Source organism: Anaeropeptidivorans aminofermentans (assembly GCF_940670685.1).
In the GTDB taxonomy this organism is placed as follows: domain Bacteria; phylum Bacillota; class Clostridia; order Lachnospirales; family UBA5962; genus Anaeropeptidivorans; species Anaeropeptidivorans aminofermentans.
Map to the genome: position 1 here is coordinate 3,200,600 of NZ_OW711693.1, position 18,837 is coordinate 3,219,436.

Here is an 18,837-nt window from a genome sequence, read left to right on the forward strand (position 1 = left end):
AACACTCCTTTGATGTTAATTATCTCCTAAATAAGCTTTTCTGATAGATTCGTCGGCAAGAAGGTCCTTACTGTCTCCCGATACGCTTATCATACCCGTTTCAAGTACATAGGCCCTTGATGCTATCTGCAAAGCAAGAAAAGCATTTTGTTCAACTAAAAGAACCGTAGTGCCTTTTTTATTTATTTCAACGGTTGTCTCCAGTATTTTTTCTATCATCTGGGGAGCAAGACCCATAGAAGGCTCATCAAGAACCAGAAGCTCCGGCCTTGAAAGCATTGCCCTTGCCATGGCAAGCATCTGCTGTTCGCCTCCCGAAAGAGAACCGCCGCTTTGCTTTTCCCTTTCCTTAAGCCTTGGGAATATGCCGTATACCATTTCAAGGTCCTTCATAAATTCCTGCTTATCCTTTTGCAGATAGCCCCCCATGTTTAGGTTCTCCCTTACGGTAAGCTTTGTAAAAATATGCCTTCCTTCAGGAACCATGACAAGGCCCTTGGCCACAATATTATGGGCCGGTATGTTTGTAATATCTTCGTCTTTAAATTTAATATTTCCCTTAAACACATTTACAAGGCCGCATAACGCTCTTAAGGAGGTTGTTTTCCCTGCTCCGTTATTGCCTATAATCGTTACGATTTCTCCTTTTTTAACGTTTATATTGATTCCGTGGAGAATTTCAAGCTTTCCATAACCGGCGTAGACATCATTAATTTGTAACACTTAATGCCCCCCTTCCTAAGTAAGCCTCGATTACTTCTTCATTGTTCTGTATTTCCTTGGGAGGGCCATCCGCTATTTTAGAACCGTTATTTAAAACCATGATTCTTTCGCAAAGCCCCATAACGAATTTCATATCGTGCTCTATAAGAATAATAGTCAAATTAAACTGAGCCTTCATTTCGTTGATAAATTCAGAAAGGGCGTGGGTTTCGTTGGGATTCATGCCTGCCGTAGGCTCATCAAGAAGCAGCAGCTCCGGCTGGGTAGCCAGGGCCCTTGCAATTTCAAGCCTTCTCTGCTCACCGTAGGAAAGGTTTGTAGCAAGCTCGTTCTTTACATTTATAAGGCCGCATATTTCTATAATGGAAAGGGCCTTTTCAAGCTTTGCTTTTTCGTCTTCTTTGAACCTTTTCGTTCTCAGTATGGTATCCTTTATATTTTGATTGATATGGATATGCATGCCTAAAAGAACGTTTTCCGTAACCGTCATGCTTTTAAAAAGCCTTATATTCTGAAAAGTTCTTGAAATCCCCGTTTTTGTAATATCGTATACCTTTAAGGGAACCAAATCCTTTCCCTTATAGAGGATTTCTCCGCTTGTAGGCTTATGGTTTCCCGTAATACAGTTGAAAAGGGTCGTTTTTCCTGCGCCGTTAGGCCCTATAAGGCCTATGGTTCCGCCCCTTCTTATGTTAAAATCAACTTCCTTTACAGCCGTAAGCCCGCCGAATTTTTTGACTATTTTTTTACCTACTAAAATGTCCGTATTAGTATCATTTGTCATTTCCCTAATACTCCTTTCGGTCTGAATATCATAAACAGAAGCATGATGACTCCGTATAATAAAAGCCTGTAATCCGCAACCGGCCTTAATATTTCCGGTGTGCTTGTAAGAATCGCGGCGCCTACCATGGCCCCGAATACGGAGCCTTTTCCTCCGAGAATAACCATACACATAACGTTAAGGCTTTCATTAGACGTAAATGTCATAGGGGAAACATAATTTAAGTATGCTGCGAAAAAACCTCCTGCAAGACCTGCCAAAGCCGCGGAAATACCTATATTCAAAACCTTGTACCGAACAAGATTTACTCCCATGGATTCCGCCGCAAGAGAGTCTTCTCTCATGGCAATCCATGCTCTGCCTATGTAGGAATTTTTAAGCCGCAGGGCAAGCATTACCGTAAATAAAGTAAGAATCAGCACAAGCCAGTAATACTGATTTTTATTAAAGGCAGAGCCCATAATGCTTACCGACGGCACGCCTGAAATACCCATGGGGCCGTTGGTTACGGGAATCCAGTTAAGGGCGATATACCTTATTACTTCTCCGAAGCCTAAGGTTACGATACAGAAAAAATCGCCTCTTATTCTATAGGTCGTAAGGCCTACAAGAAGCCCTACGATGCCCGCAAGAACTCCTCCCAGCAAAAGCGCTATCCAAAAGCCCCCTGAACCGGTAATCACTCTCGTTGTAAGAATGCCTACCGTATAAGAACCGATGGCGGCAAAGCCTACCTGCCCGAAATTCATAAGTCCAAGAAAACCTACCTGCAAGTCAAGGCTTACAGAAAGGATGATGTAATATAAAACAAGGTTGATGACGTGAAGCACATAAATATTATTTACAATAAAGGGCAGAAGGAATAAAAGAAGAATACAAACGCCCATGACCCAAGGCTTTTTCATAGCTTCAGGCAGATGCCCGGCTTTTTTCTTTTCACTTAAAAACTTTATATTTTTCATTTTCTGCTTCCTCCTATACCTTTTCTTGCTCATAGGAGCCTAAAAGTCCGCTGGGCTTAAATAAAAGCACGATAACAAGCACGATATATGCAAAAGCATCTTTCCATCCAGAGGAAATATAGGCTGCGCCGAAGGTTTCAATGGTACCCAGCATAAGCCCCCCAATCATTGCGCCTACTACATTTCCCATGCCTCCGAGAATGGCAACTACGAAAGCTTTTATTACAACGCCGTAGCCCATGTTAAATACAACAGAGCCGTAATACACGCCTATAAGGCTTCCGGCAGACGATGCCAAAGCGGCGCTTAAGCAAAATGTCATTAATCTTACTCTTTCAACATTAATACCCATAAGTCTTGCCGCGTCTACGTCTAAGCTTGTGGCTCTCATGGAGGTTCCTACTTTTGTTTTATATACTAAAAAGAAAAGGAAAAGCATTATTACAAACGCCAATGCTATAATTAATACCTGCATTAAGGATACGTTTACAGCGCCTATGGAAAAGGCCTTAGGCAGGCTTACCGTTGGAAAGGATTTGGAAGCCGAGCCCCATATAAGCATTGCCACATTATCAAGGATGATAGATACGGCCACAACGCTTACGATCTGGCTTATTACGGGAGATTTCCGAACAGGATAATACCCGCTCCTTTCAACAATAAAGCCAAGCATGGACGTAAGCAGCATAGAACCCACGAAGGCCGCTCCAAAGGGAAGGCCTACTTTAGCCATAAGGGTGTATGCGAAAAACGCCCCGAAAGTATATATGGAACCATGGGAGAAATTAATAAGCCCCAGTACGCCATAAACCAGTGTATAGCCTACGGCAACCAAGGAATAAACCCCTCCGATGGTTATCGAATTTATTATTTGTTGTAAAAACATAACAGCCCCCTATTATTTTCCTGATTTTCTTCTTTTATAGTAAATTCATTGTACAGAAGTCACAAAAACCGATTTACCATAGATTCAAAAACACGAATTTCCGCAGAAAACATAGTAAAATTGCCTTTATGCCGCAATAGCTCATAAGGCTTTCAATATATAAAATCAAATAAAGGCAGTTTCACAAAGGCGATTTATCATATTTCTAAAGCGCATTTTTGAATCATCGTGAATATACGGTTTTATTACTTTTGAACTTTAAATTTACTATGCCGTAAAATTCAGTTGCTGTATCAATCTCATTGCCTCTTGGCAATATAAAGCCCCAGACAATTTACTTTTATTAAAACCCTTTACAGGCAATAAAAGCAAATTGTCCCCATTGATTTTATTTTGTATTGCTGTTAAGGCAAAATTAATTTTTGTATCGTTAACGAACTTAAAAATTTACAGGCTTATGCTTGCATCACTTTTCAAGTTCCATCAGAATAAACTACTGAACAACATCTCTTAAAACAAATTCTCCGTTTTTAACCTCGATTATAATATTCCAAGCAACGGGCCTGTCACCGTTTTCATCAAAATTAATAAGGCCGGTTACGCCCGGAAGGTCCTTTGTCTGTTCTATAGCATCCCTTAAGCTTTTCCTGTCTATGGTCTCGCACCTTTTCAGGCTGTCGATAAGAACATTCATGGCGTCATATGCATAAGGAGCCGACGGGAAGGTAGATTCATTATATTTGGACTCGTATTTTTCAACAAATTCTTTTGCGGCGGGGTCATCTATATTTCTGTCGAAATAAGTTGATATTACGGTTCCTTCAGCTGCTTCCTTAGCTAAATCTATAAAATGCTGGCTATTGGTGGAGTCAAGGCCTAAAAATGTGCCTTCAAAGCCAAGCTTTCTTGCCTGGTCGCATATAAGGCCTGCGTCCGGTCCATAGCAGCTTAAAAACAAAGCTTCAGGATTAGTTTCTTTTATTTTCGTAAGCTGAACGGTAAAATCTCTGTCCTGTCCGCTTCCTACGAAAACTTCAACGGCAGTTATTTCACAGCCTAAAGACGTGGCTCTTTCGATAAGGGCATCTTTATAGGCAACACCATAATCTGTGTTGTCATATATTACTGCCATTTTCTTTATGCCCATGTTTTCTACTATGTAATCCGCGTTCTGCTGTGCCGCAACAACGTCTCCTACGTTTATACGGAATACGTAATTTCCAATAAACGGTATATCGGGAGCTGACGCAGTAGAAACCATATTCGGTATGCCGGCCGCCTGATAGATGGGCCCTGCAACCATTTCACACGAACCGAAGATATGGCCTAAAATGCCGATTACATTAGGGTTCGCTGTGTATTTCTGAGCTACGCTTGCTGCTTCTTTAGGGTCTCCTTTGTCGTCGCCTTCCAAAAGAACTATTTTCCGTCCGTTGATTCCCCCGGCTGAATTGCACTCTTCTACGGCTATTTTGGCCGCCTTTAAAGCACTTTGTCCCCAGAGGGCGCTGTCTCCTGTCAACGGGCCGGCAAAGCCAATAACAATATCACCACTTTTATTTGCACTGGAGCAGCCTGTCAAAGTAAAAATAACGATAAGAAAAATACAAATCCAAGTTCTAAACCTCATTGATTTTACCTCCCTAATATTTACTTATTTTAATCTCTTGGCTTGAAATATCTTTTTTTATATATTCTTTTCGCCCCTCCTTCTCTGTCGACTGACGACATTGATTATTTTTTATAATATTGCTTTTATCTATTATTGTCAATAATAATTTCATTTTTATTATTTTTTTATATAGAATTCAATACAAATCAAATCTACCAATGATTTTCTGAATATAATATACAATTTATATCATGTTCTACGGAATTGAATATGAACTTTACCCGATTATCCTATAAAAACTAAACAGTATAAATAAAGGCTTTAAAATCAGCCTTCATATTAAAAATAAAGCATTAGATGAAGGTACATTTTCTAAACTCCATTTTCCTATTATTTACTGCTTTTGTTTCATATGCTATAATCAACATAAATTTATTATTTGGAGGATTTTTAATGTATGATGTAGGAGACTATTCAAAAAAGAACCTCAGCTCTATGGTCGCAGACTATATTAAAGACCATATCCTTACTGGTTCTCTTAAATCCGGAGATAGGGTTATAGAAAGTAAATTATCCGAGGCGCTGAATATAAGCAGAGCCCCTGTAAGAGAGGCCATGCGAGAGCTTGAAAAAGAAGGCCTTATTACCGTGACCCCTAGAAAAGGCGCTCACATTACGGAATTCAACCTTGATGACATTAAGGAAATATTTGATATAAGGCTTCTTTTAGAAGTAGATATTATAAAAATTATATTTGAGAACGATCTTCTTACCGATAAGGATATCAGAAACCTTACGGAAATAGTAAATCAAATGGTTGCAGTAGCCCTTTCCTCCGAGGAAATGGAGAAAAAAACCATGACTATTAATACGCTTGATATCCAGTTCCACACTTATATTTGGGAAAAATCAGGAAGCTTCCGGAGGGTAAAAATACTGAAGGATATGTTCTTTCAGCTTCGCATGGCAATGATGTATGATACAAAAATGACAGATAATTTATGCGATACGGCAAGCGACCACTATGCCATCATAAAAAGCCTTAAAGAAAAGGATATAAGAGCCTGCGAGCTCCATTTAAGAGAGCATATTATGACCTATAAAAGCAGTGGTATGTAGATGTATTATCTGAATAATTTCAAATATCAATAAATTTTAGGCACTATTTCTGTCGACAAACGACATTCATCATGCTATAATGCTCTTAAAAATAGCTGGTCACTTTCCCTATGGGTTTTAAAGCGGAAGGCACCGGCAATATATAAGGAGGATTAAAATGGACTATCAAAAGCTTTATATTAACGGTGAATGGGTTGACGGCGCAAGCGGAGAATGGATAGAAGTTGAAAACCCGGCGGATAAATCCATTATAGCTAAGGTTCCCAAGGGAAATACCGAAGATGTTGACAGGGCCGTGAAAGCAGCAAAAGAGGCCTTTAAAACATGGCAATACTCGAAAATTGAAGACAGGGTTTCTTTAATGGAAAAGGTAGTGAAAGGCTTAAGAGATAATGTTGACCTTCTTACAGATACGATTATGAAAGAGCTGGGCTGTGCTTATGAATTTACGCACAATGTTCATGTTCTTGATTTTGTTGCCGAAGCCGAAAACTACGTAAAAAATGCCAGAACATATGAATTTGAAGAAAGACTTGAAAAATCCATCGTAAGAAGAGAGCCTGTAGGCATTGTAGGCGGCCTCACCCCATGGAACTTCCCCTTGGAGCAAATAGTTAAAAAAGTTATTCCAGGCCTTCTTGCAGGCAATTGTATTATTTTAAAGCCAAGCCAAATGACCCCTCTTACAGCTTACATACTTACAGATATGATTGATAAAGCAGGCTTCCCAAAAGGAACCTTTAATCTTGTAACAGGAAGAGCCGGAGAAGTAGGCAATGCTCTTGCTTTGCATGAAGATGTAGATATGATTTCCTTTACCGGTTCAACTGCCGGGGGCCGTGAAGTTGCTAAGCTTGCCCTTTCCAATATTAAAAAGCTTGCTTTAGAGCTTGGCGGAAAATCTGCCGCTGTCATAATGGAGGGCGGAAATTACAGCCATGGCGTACGTTCTGTTCTCGATACGGTATTTTTAAACGGCGGCCAAACCTGCAATGCTTTTACAAGGCTTCTCGTTCCAAGGTCCTGCCAGAAAGAAATAGAAGAAATCATACTTGAACAAAGCAAAGATTATAAGGTTGGTAATCCTGCCGACAAATCCATAAACATCGGGCCTCTTGCTTCCCAGAAGCAATTTGACAAGGTAAAGGAATATATTAAAGTTGGTATAGAAGAAGGCGCAAGAATGCTTCTCGGTTCTGTTCCTGAAGGCTGCGAAACAGGATATTATGTAGAACCCGTAGTTTTTACCGATGTAAATAATAAAATGAGAATCGCACAGGAAGAAATTTTCGGTCCTGTTCTCGTAGTGATTCCTTATGACACCATAGACGAAGCTGTAGAAATCGCAAACGACAGCATCTACGGTCTTGCAGGCGCTGTATACGGCCCAACTGATGAAGAAGCCTATGAAACAGCAAAGAAAATAAGAACCGGCTCCATTTACGTAAATGAAGGAACATGGGATTTAAACGCCCCCTTCGGCGGATACAAACAATCCGGCCTTGGCCGCGAAGGCGGAATTGAAGGCTTTGAAGAATTCCTTGAAATAAAAACATTATATATTTAGTGAAATATAGCCTTAAGACAGCAATAAAAATACGTTTACAAAATATAAAGCCTCTATATAAATTTAATCATATCGCGAAAACAAATAAGAATGACGCATTAAACTGCCGTCATTCTTATTTGTTTTTAAGCCTGAAATAAAAATCAGAAAATATAGTCCAATAAATCCCTGCAGGTTCTATTGGCGCCAGTTTCATTTATTTCATCAGGATTCTTTTTTCCATCTGCAATAATTACGGATTTTTCCGTAAAAAATGAAAGTTCTCCTTTTAAATAAAGAAATTTACGTAAGGCATGCTTAATTTCTGAAAGAAATAAGTGTTTATTATAAGGCCTAAGAGAGTTTTATTTTTAAGGCTCACTGCCTCTTTAAATTAAATTGACTATCCATATGCCCTCTGGCTTTAAAGGTAATTTTTATAATAAGTATTTGCTCCCAATGCTTTGCTTGCAGATTTTCTTAAGCTTCGCCATTTCTACAGTCATTTCAGATAAGGTATTGTATTTATTGCTTAAAACGGCAACTACAGAAAGAGACAAAAGAGGAAAATCCTCCTCCGTTCCATGTCTGTTTTTGGTGGTTATATAGCCTTTTTCCAGATCATGGCGGTTATAAAATTCTATAATAGAGGAATCAAAATCCTGTATTATTTTTTTACAAATCGGCTCTATATCATCGCTGTGTACAATAGCCACGAAATCGTCTCCGCCGATATGGCCTATGAAATCATCGTCTGATCCAATGGTTTTTTTTAAAATCTGAGCAAGGCATTTTATTATTCGGTCGCCGTTTTCAAAGCCGTAAACATCATTATATGCCTTAAAATTATCAATATCCAAATACAATATGAAAGCCTTGGACCGGGAAAAAATATTTTCTTCAAGCTTTTTTTCAATGAGAATATTTCCCGGAAGCCCCGATAAAGGATTCAAATGCTTTGCGTTATTGACTTCTACCTGAATGGTCTTTTCAAGCAGGTCCTTTACGGTTACGATACCGGAATATTTTCCCTCCTTGGTTATGGAAATGAAATCATAAAGGCGGTTATATTCTCTGCCCATTGCTTTCTTCGCTACATTTTCTATACTTTCGTAATAGTCTACCTGCAAAAACGTCTTACTCATAATGTCCTTTACAGGTCTTTTGGAATATAAATTAAAACCGTAAAGCCCCGAAAGATTACGGTAAAGCTCATTTCTTGTAATTACGCCTTTTATTATTTCGTCTTCTGTTATGCAAAAGCCTGATATGGAAGGGTCCTTTTCCATAAGCTCATAAACCTGATTGATAAGCATTTTGGGGGTTATGGTGTTTTGCATTGTGGATATATTGCCTATATAAAGCTCCGATGACTTCTGGTCGAAAAGATGGTTCTTTCTGCGGTTTGCTTCATTGATTGTAAGAATTACGTCGTTTGATATGGGCCTTGTTTCAGGCCCCGGCTTTTGGATAAAAAAGCCCTGGCCGTAATGAATCCCTATATCTATAAGCTTTAAAAGCTCTTTTTCCGTTTCTATGCCTTCGGCAACAAGATATGTATTTGTAAGAGAAGCAAATTCGGCAAAGCTTTTTATAAGGGATTGCCTTGTAACATCTTTATCGATATCCCTGATAAGGTTCATATCAAGCTTAATAAAATGGGGGTTTATATCGGAAATCATATTCAGGCCGGAATATCCTGCCCCGGCATCGTCTATGGCTATTTTATAATTCTGATTTTTATAGTTATTGATGGTTCTTACCAAATCAGAAATATTATCGATAGACCCTCTTTCCGTAATTTCAAATATAATATTTTCCGGGTCCATTCCGTATTTAAAAAGATACTCTTTTGTAAAGCCCTTTTTAAATTTTATATCGTGTATTATTTTAGGGTTTACGTTTAAAAACAGCTTAAGCTTTGTTTTAAGGCTGTGAAATGCTTCGATTGCCTTCGTTCTGCATATAAGCTCCAAATCCCATGTTTTTTCAAGTTTCTCGGCGTACTCAAAAAGTATATTGGGGCTTTGCATTTCTGTATCCTCAGGGCCTCTGCTCAGGGCTTCATATCCGAATATAGAACCGTCCCTTAAAGATATAATGGGCTGAAAAACAGTAGTTATACTTTTTCTGTTTAGCACGTCGAAAAATTGTTCTTTAAGCGGCGCCAGAGATTCCTCATATTTATCTGTCAAATAGTTATTATTCATTAGCCCCTCCTTGACGAACTCCCCTTGCTCCAACATTTATCTCAATTTACAGTATCAGCATATTAAATTATTACACCATGATTGTATACATGTTTATAAATTTTGTCTATACGTTTATATTATATTAATGTAAGAAATCTGTTAAATTTTTCCTATAATATTGCTTCTTGGAAGTTTATGTCAGAGATGTCCCGTTAAATAAAAGTGCAGATAAAAAAGGGAATATCGAGCCAAATAAGCAGTATACTTGCTAAGGGGCCCTGATGAAAAGCGACGTAATAGCACCCTTTTAGATAATTGCTTTTTATCTTTCTTTATATGCTGAGCAAATTTTTATTGCTTTTTAAACCTACTTTGTATTTTGGATTAAGCAGGAACAGAACCGTAGATTTCTTTTGATTAAAAAGGTACCGCCACTGAAGGAAAGCTTTATTTTTGGGCCTACAGCAATAGTTTTTGTTACTTTCTTATAAGAAATTTATAATAAATACCAAAATCAATTTGTTTGAAAGCAAAAAGCAGAAGTGATATCACTTCTGCTTTTTTTATGTATGCTGTTTCTTCTACCGGCTTTTTGTAATATCTGCATGAAAGCGTATCAAAGAATTTTTAAAAATCCATTGCCCCTATTTCCATGCTTATTACTGCGACTTTATTACTTCTTGAACTTTAAGATTTCTTCAGGCATCTTAGGCTGATTGAAGCATAAGAAGCATGCTGGAGAAATGGAGTTGATTCCCATAAATAATGCCATTGATGCAACTCCTGTAGCCATAGTTCTGATAAGGTACATTTGAATTTTTTTCATGATAAATCCTCCTTAGTATTTTTTATTTGTTTATGTTTAATGTTTTAGAGTAAACAAGTTTTCCAATAAGCATAACAGCTGAGGATACGAAAAGACCTACGCTTATTAAACTGGCGGATTCTATCCTATGGGTGGCAATAAAAAATATAATAATACAGAGAAAAATTAAAAATGCTGTATTTGCCTCTCGCCTAAGCCTTGAAATGTCGTCAGAGCTTAGGGGCTTATTGGGATGTTCTGCAGGAGCCAGAAAATGATTTAATAAAAAAGATACGGATACTAAAAATATTACTAAGTATGTAGAAGAAAATAATTTTATGTAATTAAGCAGCGCCATATAGGATAGCAGCATAAATATCATTAATAGTGAACATTTAAAATGCGTTTCAGCATGATAGCCGCCTATCAGCTGTCTAAAAATAAAGAAAGGTGCAAGAAAAAGTAAAATCTCTATATAGCAGTTAAATAACAGGGCTATCATTAAAATTATGACGATGTTGATAGCTGTAGATAAAACCAGCTCCATGCCGTAAGCATATACCCTTACGTCTTCCTCATTGATTACTTTTTGGTGTACCAAAAAATGAGTTATATCCAATGCAAATTTCGGCAACAATTGACTTCACCTCATAATAAATATAATACTTAAAAGAAAACTTGTCTAACCCCTTGGCCCAAGATGTATTTGGAACGACCTAAGATGCATCTTGACGGCCGTTTTCGACAAAACTTCTTTTTATTAGACAGGATAATTCGATTAAAAAAGGTATTTCTTTTAAAAGAAATACCTTTCAAACAATAAATATACAGCCTTTTACAGCTTCTTTCAAAATGCGAAAGTGGATTATTATAGCAGAGGGGTGATGCTCATCGCCCTGTAACTATAGTCTTTAAACAGAACTAAAGAAATATTTATAAGGCTTGCTAATTTTCATTATTGCTTTATACTTTTATTCGTTTTTAGAATTATCAAGCAATACGCTCAGAACAAACATCCCGTCATTGTAATTATAATTCATTATTCCGCCGATTCTATCAACAGAAGCTTCTATGCTTTTCATGCCAATGCCGTGGGCAAGAGGATTGCTTTTTTTCGTCACCATATTATTTACATCGACGTAATCGGAAGTGTTTTTAATCATTATGGCAAGCTTATTTTCTATTTCGTTTATCCTTACAAAAATTTCACTGTTTTCCTTCCGGCTTCTTTCACAGGCCTCTATGCTGTTATCCAGCGCATTTCCCAAAAGACGGGCAAGCTCTATTTTATTAAGATAAATAGCCTTTATAAAAATATGGGCGTCAAAATTAATCCCCAGCTCTTTTGCATATTGAGCTTTAATATTAATCAAAGAGTCTATAATAGCCTCTCCCGTATAGTATACGGCTTCATTTGTCCTAAGCTCGTTTTCCAAGGCATGAAGAGACTCTTCCGCCATATCCTTTTGGTTTATATTGATTAAATCGGCGATTACATTGATTTGATTTCTTATGTCATGCTTAAGCTCCCTAAGCTGATTATAGGATTCTTGAAGCAATTTGTAATTTCTTTCTTCATGGGCAAGTATCTGCTCCATTATGGAAAGCCGAAGCTTATTGGAATAAGATTCGATTAAATCGAACACCGCCCAGTTTATGTATAAAAGCCCTGCCACGCAAAACACATAAAGCATAATCCCCTGATGGCTTTGGGAATTGAGAAGAGAATAAAGAGTGACATATAAAATAAGTGAACTTAGCACTGGCATCAATATAATCAAAAGCCAATAGCTGCCGGGAATCTCCTTATCCTTTTTCTTAACGAGCCTGTTATTATAAACTACAAACCAGAAATATATTATTTTTGTTCCTATCATTCCTATTATACGGCTTGTGCCTTGGGTCAGTATATCCTTGGGAAGGCCGATATTTGCTATGGTCATAAGGCTTATAAATATTATTTCAGCAATAAAAATAAGCACTACAAACAAAGCTGAATAAAAAATGCTTTTGGCGAATTTAACCCTATATATAGTATTCGCTATAATGACCAGCACAGTAAATGTCACCGTAATCAGTATAAGCTGGTCCGATGTGAAAAGACCGGTAGTGAAAAGTATAATGCCGCCCAAAGTATATATCAGGGCTATTATGCTTCTCTTTAGGCCCTTATAGGGCAGCAATCCGGAAAAGTAAATAAATACTATCATAAATTCAAAGCAAACGTTTACTGCCTCCACTAAATACCAGTTCATTCTGTCACTCCATAATATAGTTTAAATATGCATCAGAAATCTCTTTTTTAAAATTTCTGCTTACTGGCACCATTTCCCCAGATTTCATTAATAATCCATCTTTAGTTATTTTGTCTATTGCCGTTAAATTAACCAAATAGCTTTTGTGAGGCTTTTTAAACTGATCTCCTATAAGCTCCTTTTCTATATCGCATAAAGGCTTGTTATACTCGTACTGCTTCTGGTCAACCGTATGTAAAGTAACCTTTTTCCGATAAACTTCAAAAAACGATATTTCATCAACGTATACCTTCTTAAACATATCCCTTGTATAAATATCTAGGGTTTTATATTTAGAATTATACTCTTTTAAAATATCCCTTAATTTTTGAATATAAAAGCTTTCATGCTGCCCCTTAATCAAATATCTAAAAGCCCCGACTTCATAACCGTCGATGGAAAACTCCTTATAGTTAGTCAAAAATACGATGATTACCCTTTTATGGTCCTTACGGATTTTTCTGGCTGTCTCAAGCCCGTTAATCCCCTGCATTTCAATATCAAGAAATATAATATCAAAATATTCTGTAAGAAGCGCCTCCAACAGAGCCTCACCGCTGAAATATTTGAATATTTCATAGCTTTTACTATCTGGGATAAGGGTTTTTATCCATCTTTCAACTTCCTGAGATTCTCTTTCCTGATCGTCGCAAATAGCTATTTTCAATATAAATCACCTGCAATCTATGACTTCTATAACGACAGATACAAAAATCAAATATTTATTCCCCATTATAACATTTATAGTATACTTAACATATAAAGTATTTTATTATTTCCAAAAATACAACAAACTTTGACTAAGGGGCTAAAATAAATTTCTTGTAATTTAGCAAATTCACTTTTCCATATAAAATCTCTTTGTATAAGTTTATCATAAAATTGCCGTTTTTGTTAAAAATATGTTCTTTCTTTGCTTACAATTGTAAATACGGCTTTATCAAGGGTATCGCTTTTAAAGTATTCATAACTTTCTTCTTAATATATTTTTGTCCTTTCATGTTAAATATCTAGCTAGTTATAGCTTATCCTTTGATTATACAGGACGCAAGCTATTTTTTACAAACTTTATAATATAAATCTGCAAAAAAAGAATACGGCCCTGTTCTTTTAACGAACAGCGCCGTATTCTTTCTTAAATATCAGCCGTATATGGGTATCAATAAATATGGAATTAGTCTTTTTATATGCGTAAATTCAAGAAATTATATGCTTTCTTCTACGCTTATCCAATTGTATGCATAGTAGTTTATAATTGCCTCATTGCTATCGCTTGGGCTTTCGTTACGTGGCTGACGGTAAAACGTTCCGCTATTTCCGTAAGTGCCCAGAGCAATTATGGTATTTTCTTCAAAACGTACCTTTCTATTAAGCTTCTTCATTGTAACTTTCCTTTCATAAACTATTATACTTTTTATTTTAAGGCGTATTCTCACCGGATACTTTTAAGCCGGCTGAATATTCCCAATTAAACATATATATTTTCAAAACTCATGGCCTCGATAATGCCTTCTGCAAGGCTTGCTATTGTAATAAGCTTTTTATCGGCTTGATAAAACTTTCTTACGGGTATATGGTACTCGTCCTCTATTTTATAAAAAAGCTCAATCACATCATAGACTTTTAACCCAAGAGAACATGTAAAAAGGCTTATTTCGTAATCCTCAACGTCTACGTAAGAGATATCCTTTATAAATTTTCTTATGCTTTTACATAAGTCCTTTTTGTTCGTAAATATCACCTCTAAATCACAAGAAGATTGTTGGAAAGCTCCTCAATAATCCGGTCGTATATATTATTTGCAGAATTCTCGTCCATTACGTTAAATACACGGTATTTTCTTGCGGTTTTATCCTCAAGCTTTTTCATAACATTTTTCATCTGGACAATGGATACTTTTGGCTCTTCCCGAGATATTAGAGGCTCATATTTCAATTCGCTTCCCGCCATATGAAAATATACCGAATCGCAGTTAAGCCTGTATTTGCATATGTTTTTCATATTGCAATAATAATAGTCGCTATATACCGCGGAATAAACAGACAGTATTTCAATATCAGGGTTTAGGGCATTTGCAAATATAAAAGGCAGCGTTCCGAAATTATTATGGTAATCCATATTGAAAGGAAGGATTGCATCTGGTACACTTACGAGAAAAATATCCGGTTCTTCCTCCTGCTCCCAGTTTCTGAAATAATTATTTAAATTCGTGATTTTTTCTGTATCCGATACTTCATTTGCAAACATAAATTCCGGGATACTTCTTATTCCGAATAATTCGCTGTAGGGGTTTCCGCTTATGCAAAGAGGCTTGTACCCCATTTGTTCCAAATATTTTTTAAAGGTCAATAGAATCTCAAATTTATTACAGTACTGCCCAAGGCCTAAGATAAAAACGATGGGCGTGTTTATGCGGCCCATTTTTGCCCTTTTGTCAAATTGATATTTCGTGTCTGAGCCTAAAGATCGGTATGTAAATTCCGGAAAGTCCTCATTTGACTTTATATATTTTTCAATATCTTTAGAAAGTATTATTTTTTTCTTCTGATCGACTGCTTGGTTTATTTCTTTAATCAAGAGCTTGTGATTTATATATCTGAAATCGCAGTAATTAAATAATACCGCATCGCACACATCAAGGCTTTCCTTATAGTTTATTGTAAGCGGCTTATTTAAAAAACTTCCTCCGTCAACTACGCTTGCGTCCTTTCCGTCAAGGCCTGCGGATTCTGCCACAATATATTTAAAAGGAATATGTTCCGCAAGCAAGGAATCGTATCTTGCCAAGGCAGAAGAATTCTTATCAAAATTATATATAAGTAATTTTTCCATATAATCCTCCTTATATATAACAATTACGCTCCTTTAAATAACAAATATCAGTAAAGCTTACTAAAGTTTTGTTTTTGGTCTCCCTGCAATTATTCAGCTTGCATTTTTTAGATGAACCGTCCCCGCTTGTGTCTGTAAGCATTGCCGCGCATATATTGCAGTAATAAAAATTCCAACACCGCTTACACTCGTTTTCTGTTATTTTTCCTATGTTAATAAGATTTTTTATCTTATCCGGCAGGTATCCTCCATGGATATCCCCTATTTTATAATCCTCTTCCATTTCAGTTGCCTTTTCACAAGGGTAAAAATCGCCATAAACATCAATAAAGAGCTTCTTTTCTCCCGGAATGCAAGTGCCTCCCGGGTGGCTTATAGACGGTGTCCCCTTATAGGGGTTCAGCATATTACGCACCTCATATATAGAAGAAAGGGCCTCTTTAAACATAGGATTTACATGATCCTCATCAATTAAGCCCAGCTGATAAAGCCTTGCCTTAAAAAATTCATAATTATATGCCTCATCGTATTCCTCACTGTGTATAATTTCTTTTTTGCAGCCGGAACAGGCGGTTAAATTGCTTTCTGAAAAGAAATCAAGAATTTCTTTAAAATCGCTTTGGGAGGAGGTTTCTGTATTAAAAAATATTTTGCTTTTATAAAACTTCGGATATGCCTTTTTTATTTTTATAAGGTTTCGGATAAGGGAGTCGAAATGCCCTTTTCCCTGGGGAAGTTTTTTATTATTCTTTGAAGTATCAAGGCTAATAATCAAAGAGAAATCCTTTTCAATTAAAGGCCTTATATTTTCAAGGTTTAGTAACGAAGGATTTACGGTAATGGCATAATTTACAAATTTATCGGGATATTTTTCTTCAATATAAGCCATACATTCATTTACAAGCTTTCTTTGAAGAAGGGCGCCTTCTCCGTAAAAGGAAAGGGTAAAGCAGCTTACATTTGAAGAGCGCCTTATGCCAAAATCTATGGATTCCTTAGCTATTTCTATCGTCATTTTCTTATTGCTATTCATTCTTTCGGTATAGCGCCCTGAATAGGCACAGTATCCGCATCTTGAGCTGCAATTTTTAGCAATCTCCAAAACCAAGTGATTCAAGCTACAGCTTAAGATATCTTCAAGGCGGTCTGTGTAGGGATGATATATTTCTTCTACAATGCTTTCAAGAAGCACGCCCTTTTTCTGATACCGTTCTAAAGTTCCTTCGTGTTCTTCAATATTTTCAAAAAGCTCAAGCTCTTTTAAAGCCATATAATCCTTTTCAGGAATCTGAAGAATAGTATTACTGTATCGGTCATATACATAAAAGTTTTTAGGCGTGGTAAAAGTCTTAAATACGTAGTTCATATGCAATTCCCCCCTTCACATTAATCTATATTATTGATGCAAAAACTATATGATGGTTCTGATCTATGTAAACCTTATAAAAGGATTCATCTATATCCTACTTTAAATTTTACAGCATAACTGACTTACCGACAATTGATATGGCATTAGATGTAGATCAAGGGTCACAAGATACTTTTTCATGGTGAAAATTGTAGTTTTATATTATAATAATAACCAAATTGTATAAATATAGATTATTATGATATCCATTAGGCAATATATTTAAATGGGTTTATTTCTTTTACTTTGCAGTTATGTAAGTATTTACCATAGTCAGCGTATTTGAAAAAATTTTTTTACAAAAGGATTAAAAATACAGTAAAATTAAAGCCAAGGCTTTAACCCATTCTTCTTTACTTAGACATAAAAAACTCCCTTTTCAGGGAGTTTTTCTCTTTTTCTTATATAGTAAATTTATCATGAAGAAGCAGCAAAAGCCTATTCCCTTAAGGCTCAAAAACACGGATTTCCTTCGGAAACGGCACATTTTTGAGCCTTCATGAATATACGGCTTTGCTACTATTTAACTTTAAATTTACTATATACTTTCGCCATATGTTTCTGCAATAGCCTTAGGGGAGTAGCTAAGCATCTTTCTAAATTCCACAGAAGCTTCCTTGATGGCTTCTTTATTGTATGCACCGGCTTTCTTCAAGGATTCTATCTTATTTTTTAATATAAAATAGTCTTCCAAGACCTTCTCCTCTTTAAAATAAAGAATAACAATTTTATCCTTAATTTCTTCATCGGCGGCAAGGTCTGTAGAAATGAAATTATCCTCGGGAAAGCTTAATACATGAAACTTTTCAGCTATTTCTGCTGCCGCTTCTTTAATTTCAGCATATTCGCTTTTCGTAAGAATCGGGCTTAACGCCAGGTTTTTAACCTCTTGAGAAACGATTTCACAAAATGCTTCTATCATGCCTAAATCAAATGAATTTTTATGGAATCCGGGTAATTTATCCAATGATATCCTCCTATACAATACATACACCATATATTTATCCGTATTTTCGGCCTCACGCTTATTGCAGTGAATAAACTTAAATAAGACCAAGTTTATTTGCTATGGACCTAAGAAAAACTTATTAAACTTAAAATCAAAGACAGTTTTTAAGTTTAATAAGTATACATAAGCTTTAAAAATACTTGCTCTGTATAAAAAGTATGCCGCTTTTAAAAGCGGCATTTTAAATGATTAACTTATTTGAATTTCCTTTGCTTCTTCCGGCTTGAAATCATTTTCCAAGTCGTATATATTATGGGAGGTGAAATCTCTAAGCTGTCTATCCTCTAAGGAATAGCATCTCATAAAACGATTGGCATTCACCATTGTCCAATGCTCGGCATCCCATGTTAAGTATCCGTCTTCGTCTGTTTTTTTATTGTGAAGTATGAAATCTACCTGTCTATTATCTCTCATTAAATCAATAAGGCTTTTATAGGTTACTTCAAGTTCCTTTTTATGGATTACGTCGTAAGCTTTCATAATTCCTCCGTATAATAAAATAATATTTGCAAAGCTTCCATCTCGCTTCGTCATATAGTTCAAGTATATAACTGAATTATCAATAAATCAACAATAAATATAAGAAAGAGCTTGTTTACGGAAGGGTATTTATTATATTTATAGATGGAAATCCTTATGAATATCCTGATGTTGAAATCTGTAAA

18 protein-coding genes are annotated in these 18,837 nt (G+C 36.3%); 2 read left to right on the plus strand and 16 right to left on the minus strand.

What is annotated here, in order from left to right:
* Positions 1 to 15: 15 nt before the first annotated feature.
* The 5 genes from NBX03_RS13600 to NBX03_RS13620 all read right to left on the minus strand — a co-directional run bounded on the left by NBX03_RS13600 (position 16) and on the right by NBX03_RS13620 (position 4,985).
* Positions 16 to 723, minus strand: coding sequence for an ABC transporter ATP-binding protein (locus NBX03_RS13600; RefSeq protein ID WP_250228316.1), 708 nt, complete (start codon positions 721 to 723; stop codon positions 16 to 18).
* Positions 710 to 1,507 (minus strand): ABC transporter ATP-binding protein, encoded by a 798-nt coding sequence (locus NBX03_RS13605; protein ID WP_250228317.1) that lies wholly within the window; start codon positions 1,505 to 1,507, stop codon positions 710 to 712. The genes NBX03_RS13600 and NBX03_RS13605 overlap by 14 nt, the downstream gene beginning before the upstream one ends.
* The gene (locus tag NBX03_RS13610; protein ID WP_250228318.1) at positions 1,504 to 2,469 is read right to left on the minus strand and encodes a branched-chain amino acid ABC transporter permease; all 966 of its coding nucleotides are present in this window, start codon (positions 2,467 to 2,469) and stop codon (positions 1,504 to 1,506) included. The genes NBX03_RS13605 and NBX03_RS13610 overlap by 4 nt, the downstream gene beginning before the upstream one ends.
* Before the next feature lie 13 nt (positions 2,470 to 2,482).
* Positions 2,483 to 3,355 (minus strand): branched-chain amino acid ABC transporter permease, encoded by an 873-nt coding sequence (locus NBX03_RS13615; protein WP_250228319.1) that lies wholly within the window; start codon positions 3,353 to 3,355, stop codon positions 2,483 to 2,485.
* A gap of 493 nt (positions 3,356 to 3,848) precedes the next feature.
* Complete coding sequence (locus tag NBX03_RS13620; RefSeq protein ID WP_250228320.1) at positions 3,849 to 4,985, minus strand: ABC transporter substrate-binding protein; 1,137 nt, start codon at positions 4,983 to 4,985, stop codon at positions 3,849 to 3,851.
* A gap of 435 nt (positions 4,986 to 5,420) precedes the next feature.
* Between NBX03_RS13620 and NBX03_RS13625 the strand changes: the two genes are divergently transcribed.
* Positions 5,421 to 6,086: a GntR family transcriptional regulator gene (locus tag NBX03_RS13625; RefSeq protein WP_250228321.1), complete on the plus strand. Its 666-nt coding sequence runs from the start codon at positions 5,421 to 5,423 to the stop codon at positions 6,084 to 6,086.
* Between the two features lie 157 nt (positions 6,087 to 6,243).
* On the plus strand, positions 6,244 to 7,653 hold the full coding sequence (locus tag NBX03_RS13630) for an aldehyde dehydrogenase family protein (RefSeq protein WP_250228322.1): 1,410 nt from the start codon (positions 6,244 to 6,246) through the stop codon (positions 7,651 to 7,653).
* Positions 7,654 to 8,069: 416 nt separating this feature from the next.
* Here NBX03_RS13630 and NBX03_RS13635 read toward each other — a convergent pair whose 3' ends face one another.
* The 11 genes from NBX03_RS13635 to NBX03_RS13685 form a co-directional block, all read right to left on the minus strand.
* Entirely contained in the window at positions 8,070 to 9,842 is a 1,773-nt protein-coding gene (locus NBX03_RS13635) for a GGDEF domain-containing protein (RefSeq protein ID WP_250228323.1), read from the minus strand.
* Between the two features lie 655 nt (positions 9,843 to 10,497).
* The gene (locus tag NBX03_RS13640; RefSeq protein ID WP_250228324.1) at positions 10,498 to 10,650 is read right to left on the minus strand and encodes a cyclic lactone autoinducer peptide; all 153 of its coding nucleotides are present in this window, start codon (positions 10,648 to 10,650) and stop codon (positions 10,498 to 10,500) included.
* A gap of 22 nt (positions 10,651 to 10,672) precedes the next feature.
* Positions 10,673 to 11,263, minus strand: a complete 591-nt coding sequence (locus tag NBX03_RS13645) for an accessory gene regulator ArgB-like protein (protein WP_250228325.1) — start codon at positions 11,261 to 11,263, stop codon at positions 10,673 to 10,675.
* Between the two features lie 337 nt (positions 11,264 to 11,600).
* Entirely contained in the window at positions 11,601 to 12,884 is a 1,284-nt protein-coding gene (locus NBX03_RS13650) for a sensor histidine kinase (protein WP_250228326.1), read from the minus strand.
* 4 nt (positions 12,885 to 12,888) lie between these two features.
* Entirely contained in the window at positions 12,889 to 13,590 is a 702-nt protein-coding gene (locus NBX03_RS13655) for a LytR/AlgR family response regulator transcription factor (protein WP_250228327.1), read from the minus strand.
* Between the two features lie 538 nt (positions 13,591 to 14,128).
* The gene (locus NBX03_RS13660; protein ID WP_250228328.1) at positions 14,129 to 14,305 is read right to left on the minus strand and encodes a hypothetical protein; all 177 of its coding nucleotides are present in this window, start codon (positions 14,303 to 14,305) and stop codon (positions 14,129 to 14,131) included.
* Positions 14,306 to 14,391: 86 nt separating this feature from the next.
* Positions 14,392 to 14,664 (minus strand): hypothetical protein, encoded by a 273-nt coding sequence (locus NBX03_RS13665; protein WP_250228329.1) that lies wholly within the window; start codon positions 14,662 to 14,664, stop codon positions 14,392 to 14,394.
* 2 nt (positions 14,665 to 14,666) lie between these two features.
* Positions 14,667 to 15,755, minus strand: a complete 1,089-nt coding sequence (locus tag NBX03_RS13670) for a TIGR04066 family peptide maturation system protein (RefSeq protein WP_250228330.1) — start codon at positions 15,753 to 15,755, stop codon at positions 14,667 to 14,669.
* 10 nt (positions 15,756 to 15,765) lie between these two features.
* Positions 15,766 to 17,121, minus strand: coding sequence for a radical SAM/SPASM domain-containing protein (locus tag NBX03_RS13675; protein WP_250228331.1), 1,356 nt, complete (start codon positions 17,119 to 17,121; stop codon positions 15,766 to 15,768).
* Positions 17,122 to 17,701: 580 nt separating this feature from the next.
* A complete protein-coding gene (locus tag NBX03_RS13680) occupies positions 17,702 to 18,130 on the minus strand; it encodes a hypothetical protein (protein ID WP_250228332.1) in 429 nt (142 codons plus the stop codon).
* Positions 18,131 to 18,361: 231 nt separating this feature from the next.
* On the minus strand, positions 18,362 to 18,652 hold the full coding sequence (locus NBX03_RS13685; protein ID WP_250228333.1) for a hypothetical protein: 291 nt from the start codon (positions 18,650 to 18,652) through the stop codon (positions 18,362 to 18,364).
* Between the last annotated feature and the right edge of the window lie 185 nt (positions 18,653 to 18,837).